Genomic DNA, 6052 nt, shown 5'->3' with positions numbered 1-6052 from the left:
TTTCTTACCTCTTATCTCTTACCTAAACAAAATGAAAGAAGATTTCTTACACTACCTATGGAAATACAAAAAAGTACCCCTCAACGCTGTACTTACTATGGGAGAGCGCTTGCAAATTCTCTCATTTGGTGAGTATAATTCTCTTTCAGGTCCCGATTTCCAAAGTGCCCAACTGCTTATAGGTGAGCAACAATGGGCAGGTAATGTAGAAATGCATCTCAAATCATCGCATTGGTATGTGCACGGTCACGAGAGTGATCCTGCCTATCGCAATGTGATTCTGCACGTAGTTTGGGAACACGATATAGAAGTATTCGATGCTAATAACCAGCCTATTCCCACTTTAGAACTCCGAGGTCTTATCTCCCCCGAACTCTTAGAGCGATACAATACGACTGTAGCCTCACACTACCAGTTTATTCCTTGTGAGAAAGAATATACCACCGTACCTGCCATTACTTTGCTTTCGTGGAATGAGCGTCTGTTAGTAGAACGTTTAGAAGAAAAAGCTACTGCGGTAAATGAGCTGTGGAAAGCTGCCAATTTCGATTGGGAGAAAGGACTTTTTTGTATGCTTCTCAAGTCTTTTGGAGGCACTGTAAACGGCGAAGCCTTCCTGCAATTGGGCAAACATCTCGATTTTGCTATTATCCGCAAAGAGCGTTCACACCCCTTGTATTTAGAAGCACTACTATTGGGGCAAGCAGGCTTACTCCCCGAAGAAACTGAACTCACCTATCCACGTGAGCTATTGCAAAATTATCACTACCTACAACAGAAATACAACCTTTCTGCACCCGTAGTAAAAATACATTTCACCGGTTTGCGTCCGCAAGGCTTTCCCACTATCCGACTCTCGCAACTCGCACAGCTATACGAACTAAATGAAGGTTTGTTTTCACAAATCCTTGAAGTGAATGATTTCAAAAGTATCCAAAAACTCTTTGCCGTAGGGGTCTCCGAATTTTGGGAAACCCACTATACCTTTACTAAGACTTCTAAAAAAGTAAAAAAGCCTATTAGTGCAACCCTCATCACACTTATTTGGATAAATGTATTCATTCCACTCAAATATGCCTATTACCAAAGTTTAGGCAAGGATGTGAGCGAATCTCTCATTGAAGAACTCAAAACAATGACAGCTGAGAGCAACAGCATCATCACCCAATACCAACAATTAGGAGCCTCTGTTACCACTGCTTTTGACACCCAAGTACTTCTACAACAATACAAACATTATTGCCAATCCAAACGCTGTTTAGATTGTGCTATAGGGATTTCGATTTTAGGGAGGAAATAAAAAAACTTTGATAAAAGCTATTAAACTTACTCACATACCTAGCTTTACTTGTTACCTGTTACCTATTATCTGATGTAGCGCTTCGTTATAAGCACTCTCAAAAGCGAGTAGGTTAATACCCATAGGGAATTGTTGGGCTTGGAAGAAGGTGAGAAGTTTTTCAGTAGGAAGATAGCCACCATAACCTTTGATAGCACTATAAAAACGCGTAGCGCCGGCTTGGTAGGCAGTAGCCAAACTGCTAATAGTAATACCTTGTTTTGCAATAGCAGGCAGTTCGTCGTCTAAAAACAGGATTTTAGTTTTGGTATTTGAAAAATCTAAATCTTTGGTTAAGGAGAGGAGGCTGGCTTTGAGAGCAAGACCATAAAAACCAACAGCCAATAAAGATTGTAAATAATCCTCATTGGCTATCGTTACACATTCTATGAGTTGTATGTTACTGTTTGTCATAACAATTCTTGCATTGAATGGATAACGCTATCGGCTTGACTTAAATCTTGTCCGCCTGAAAGGGGATTCTGGAGGCCGATACACTGCATATTAGCACTTTTGGCAGCTTTTACGCCATTGGTACTGTCCTCTATCACTGTAAATTGTGTTGCTGGCAAGTGGTACCATTGGGCTACCTTTAGGAATATTTCGGGATTAGGTTTGCTGTATTGCACATCATCGCCACTCATTATCACTTCAAAATAGTGTGCTATATTTGTTTGCTGAGTAAAAATATCGATGAGTTTGCGTCCGGAAGAGGAAGCTAATGATAGGTGCTTTCCTTCATTCTTAAACTTCTCTAACACTTCTTTTACGTGAGGTACTAAAGGTACTTTTACTTCGGGTAATCGTTTAAAAAAGTAATCGCGGTGAAACTGCATTAGCTCCTCTACACTTTCTGTTCGCTGGGCATCGCGTTTTACCTTTTCCCACATTGGGAAGGCCGACATTCCCGTGAGAGTTTGTATATACGCCTTGTCAAACGGAATACCTTTTAACTGAAAAGTCTCATAAATAATCTCTTGGTGCATTGGTTCACTGTCTAATAGCACCCCGTCCATATCAAAAATAATATAGTTGTTAGTCATTAATCGTTAGATTTGAGTTGTCGTCTAAAGTCTTTAAGGAATACATTACCAATACCTACGAGTACTCCTAAGAACGTCCAGATAGCGATAATCATCATTCGTTTGGGTTTAGAGGGAAAGTTTGGTATGCTCACGGGCTCGATAACAGCAAAGATAGGCTGGTCTTCTTTCATCTTGATACGTTTGGCTTCCAGCTGTTTAGCAAGTTCTGTATATACGTTGAAAGCCAAATTGTACTCTGCTTGTAGTTGTTGTAAACGAGTTTGAGGAAGGTTGCTAAAGAGGTCGCGGTTGCGGTCTTGGAAACCTGCCACAGCGTATTGTTTGTTTTTGAAGTCTTTTTCGGCTTCTACAAAGCGTTTTTGTACAAAGTCGAATTCTTCTTTGGCTTTTTGCAATTTGAAATTGGTTACAGTTTCCTGCAGTACTTTTTGGGCACTTTCGAGCATTTGAGCGGCAGGTAGTGCTTCGGGCATTGCATACGATAGCGTAATATAACCCTCTTTTTCATTTAAATTCAACTTGATATTATTATCGATACTATTAAGGATAGCTCTCTCCTCTCTACTAATACTCGTAATATGGGTGGTGTCTTGTATCTTAATAGACGGCTCAGAAGGATTTGAACGGAAAATACTCATCACACTGCTCCAAACGCTTGGTTTCGCATAGTTTTTACAATATTGCTCATAGGTAATCGGATTAGGAATATCTGAAAATGTAAGCTTCGTCTGTGCTAATTTCTTTTTAAACGGAACACTTTCAATAATCTTGGAGTAGGTAGTAAGTGGAATAGCATCTGCATTGTTTCCTCCTAAATTAATCCCTGCCATAGCTGCAAGTCCCCCCAATCCTCCTGTCGATTTGCTATCAGTTGCTTGCGGTACCATAATAGTGGTAGCGGTATATTCTTTAGCCGAAAATAAAGCTACTAATACCCCTATAACCATAAATATCAACGTAAATACAGCGATTGATTTCTTAGCTCTCCAAAGCTTATTAATAAGCTGTAGCAAATCAATTTCATCTTCTTCTCTTATCGTATTGTGATGATTATTTTCCATAGTTATTTTTTAAAAGCACTGTAAATTAACACCCCCATAGTAGTAATAGCCGAAATGATACCCACCGTTTCTCCGGTTGTAAGACGTTGTTTTTCGGGTTTTGAAGGTACTATAATAATAGCCCCAGGCTCTATTTTGGGATAGTTTTTAAAGAATAGAGAGGTGCGTGTTGCCTTTATATCTCCATTGGCATACATCACATAGATAGCACTCCTCTTCGCCCTGCTGGCAAAGCCTCCTGCACTACTTACATACTGATGTATAGAAGCTCCTTTTTCATAACGCACTAATGAAGGCGCTAATACTTCTCCTCTAATTTCCACAGTTTGTTTTTCTGAAGGGACTAATAACATATCTCCGTCATTGAGCAAAAGGTCATATTTGCTGTGTTTTCGGTTTAATATCTTTTTTACATCAAGCCCTATGCGATACTCATTACTTTTTTTAGCTACTCTTCTCAGTGTTTTATTCGAAGTGCTACTGCTCGTGTCATTCTCAATCTCAATGAGCTCTTTTAAGAAATCTTCTTGCTGAATATCTCCTTCATCTGTCTTCTTTCTCACAAGCGTAAGTCCTTCTTTATAAGCAAAGGGAGTAAAACCGCCCACACGCTCTAATAAATCCGAAACACGTTCGTCTTTAGATTGAATACTATAAACACCTGGGTAGAGCACTTCTCCCATTACCGTTACAGTTTGCATAGGAGTAAATCCTTTGATATAACGTACCGATACTACATCGTTAGGTTGCAAGGTAAGCCGTTCTCCTTGGGGCTCTAACTGGTGATTAGACGATACTTTAAAGGCTTGACTTAGTTTCTGAAAATTACCATCGTTAGTTTCTCTAAATACCTCAATCATCGAAGGGTCTGCACCATTAGCTAAACCACCTGCTAACGAAATCACGTCTTCCACTGTCATATTCTCCATAAAAGGTAATTCTTTAGGTTTATTTACAGCTCCTTCTACCTTTACAAAGCGTTTGTACTGAAGAGAATCTCTGTAGAAAATATGAATACTATCATTATCTTTTAGCGGAATATCATTTTTCTTTTCTATGAGGTCTTTTACCGAAAAACTAAGTGTTTGGTAATCCACGCGGTTTTCAGTGCGGAAGATAAGACCTCTATTCAAGGAAGCATCTTTTCTCACACCGTTAGCTCTGTTGAGTAAGTCGTAAGCCGTCATCCCCTCTTTAAATTCGTATACCCCAGGCTGATATACCGCTCCGCCTATACTGAGCCTATTATGGTATTCATCAGTAATAGCGTGTACATTTAAGCGGTCACCATTTTGCATTTTTACTTTTGAAATATCAGCAAAAGGAATCTCTTTTACTTCTCGTTTAGCATCTTTAATGCGCTCCAACACCAAAGTATTGGTAAAAGCATCAGAGGTAAAACCTCCAAAGAAGGTGATAAGGTTCGCCAGCGTCTCATTGTCTAAAGTCTCATAAAAACCACGTCGTTTTACTTTCCCGTCCACCCATACGCGGTTTTTATATGGGGGTACAATAATCACATCTTGGTCTTTAAGACCTATATTGCCTTTTTCTGAACCATTTATTAGGAAATTATACACGTCAAAAGTAGCAACTTTTTTACCTCCACGAAAGATGTTTATTTCCCTAAACGAACCACTTTCTGAAGGGCCTCCACAAGCATATAATGCGTTAAGCACTGTTGAAAGCGAACTAAGCGAATAAGTTCCAGGAACTGCCACTTCGCCTATGATATTCACCTTTACTGTACGCACCTGACTGATAGTTACCCCTGTATAAATTTTCGCATAACTACCCTCAGGAGCCGAAATACCAGAATAAATGCGCTTGAGCTGTGAATTAATCTTAGCCTTCACCTCACTGAACGAAAGTCCTCCCACGTGAATACGCCCGATACCATTTAGGAATATATTTCCCTCAGCGTCTACTTTTTGCTTAAAAGAACCTTCTGTCGCCCCCCAAACTTCCACGAGTAGTTCATCGCCAGGACCTACTTGATAGTTGTCGGGAGTTGCCATATTGAGGTTAGGAGTAAAAGATATTTTAGGATTCTTGAAGAAACTCATTCCAAATATAGAATCCTTTTTCTGTTTAGTAGTGATAGAATCTTTGTTTTCTTTACCGGTATAACCAAAAATATCATCACCTTCAGCTGGGCGTCTACCTGTTTTTGTGTTTTCTTTAAGTTTGTTTTTAATATCAGAAGAAGTGCCGAGTTGCATAATGCGCTGCTTGAGCTTCATTACTTGCGTTTCTTGCATACCGCGACTGCGAGCCAAAGCAACGAATTGGTCTAATGAATAACCTTGTGCTTGAGCGCGATCCCAATAATTTTTAATCTGTGCATCACTCAAGTTATCCACATTCACAGTAGTGATATCCACATTGTTATAGGTAGCATTAGGAGAGGTTACCTGTGCTACAGCTTGAGAGATAACTAAAAGTAAGTATATAATAAGTAATTTAATCTTCAACATTATTGCATAATTGATTTTGGGGCAAAGATACAAAACTATTAGCAATTAGCAATCAAGATATTGTTTTTTTAGTCCACCGTTGTTAATTCTCCTACTCTGTCACGTCCTAAAAAAGGTTGTCATAATTAA

At 39.3% G+C, this 6052-nt stretch carries 5 protein-coding genes; 1 reads left to right on the top strand and 4 read right to left on the bottom strand.

Annotated elements, in window-relative coordinates:
* Positions 1-31 precede the first annotated feature (31 nt).
* Positions 32-1300 (top strand): DUF2851 family protein, encoded by a 1269-nt coding sequence (locus tag HMPREF9078_RS10895; RefSeq protein WP_034543599.1) that lies wholly within the window; start codon positions 32-34, stop codon positions 1298-1300.
* 51 nt (positions 1301-1351) lie between these two features.
* On the opposite strand, the gene HMPREF9078_RS10890 is transcribed toward HMPREF9078_RS10895, so the two are convergent.
* Genes HMPREF9078_RS10890 through HMPREF9078_RS10875 form a run of 4 tightly spaced genes read right to left on the bottom strand, consistent with a single transcriptional unit; the run spans position 1352 to position 5923 of the window.
* Positions 1352-1753 (bottom strand): hypothetical protein, encoded by a 402-nt coding sequence (locus tag HMPREF9078_RS10890; RefSeq protein ID WP_009420717.1) that lies wholly within the window; start codon positions 1751-1753, stop codon positions 1352-1354.
* Positions 1750-2382 carry an HAD family phosphatase gene (locus HMPREF9078_RS10885; RefSeq protein WP_009420716.1) on the bottom strand — a complete coding sequence of 211 codons (633 nt, stop codon included), beginning with the start codon at positions 2380-2382 and terminating at the stop codon, positions 1750-1752. The genes HMPREF9078_RS10890 and HMPREF9078_RS10885 overlap by 4 nt, the downstream gene beginning before the upstream one ends.
* Entirely contained in the window at positions 2382-3446 is a 1065-nt protein-coding gene (locus tag HMPREF9078_RS10880; RefSeq protein WP_009420715.1) for a Wzz/FepE/Etk N-terminal domain-containing protein, read from the bottom strand. The genes HMPREF9078_RS10885 and HMPREF9078_RS10880 overlap by 1 nt, the downstream gene beginning before the upstream one ends.
* Before the next feature lie 2 nt (positions 3447-3448).
* Entirely contained in the window at positions 3449-5923 is a 2475-nt protein-coding gene (locus HMPREF9078_RS10875) for an SLBB domain-containing protein (RefSeq protein WP_009420714.1), read from the bottom strand.
* Positions 5924-6052 lie beyond the last annotated feature (129 nt).

This window comes from Capnocytophaga sp. oral taxon 380 str. F0488 (genome assembly GCF_000318255.2).
In the GTDB taxonomy this organism is placed as follows: Bacteria; Bacteroidota; Bacteroidia; order Flavobacteriales; family Flavobacteriaceae; genus Capnocytophaga; species Capnocytophaga ochracea.
This window is presented reverse-complemented; position numbering and strand designations above follow the sequence as displayed.

Excerpts from the sequence above, each read along its gene's own strand:
- HMPREF9078_RS10880 (WP_009420715.1), bottom strand. The coding sequence starts at position 3,446 with ATGGAAAATAATCATCACAATACGATAAGAGAAGAAGATGAAATTGAT.
- HMPREF9078_RS10885 (WP_009420716.1), bottom strand. The coding sequence starts at position 2,382 with ATGACTAACAACTATATTATTTTTGATATGGACGGGGTGCTATTAGAC.
- HMPREF9078_RS10895 (WP_034543599.1), top strand. The coding sequence starts at position 32 with ATGAAAGAAGATTTCTTACACTACCTATGGAAATACAAAAAAGTACCC.
- HMPREF9078_RS10875 (WP_009420714.1), bottom strand. The coding sequence starts at position 5,923 with ATGTTGAAGATTAAATTACTTATTATATACTTACTTTTAGTTATCTCT.
- HMPREF9078_RS10890 (WP_009420717.1), bottom strand. The coding sequence starts at position 1,753 with ATGACAAACAGTAACATACAACTCATAGAATGTGTAACGATAGCCAAT.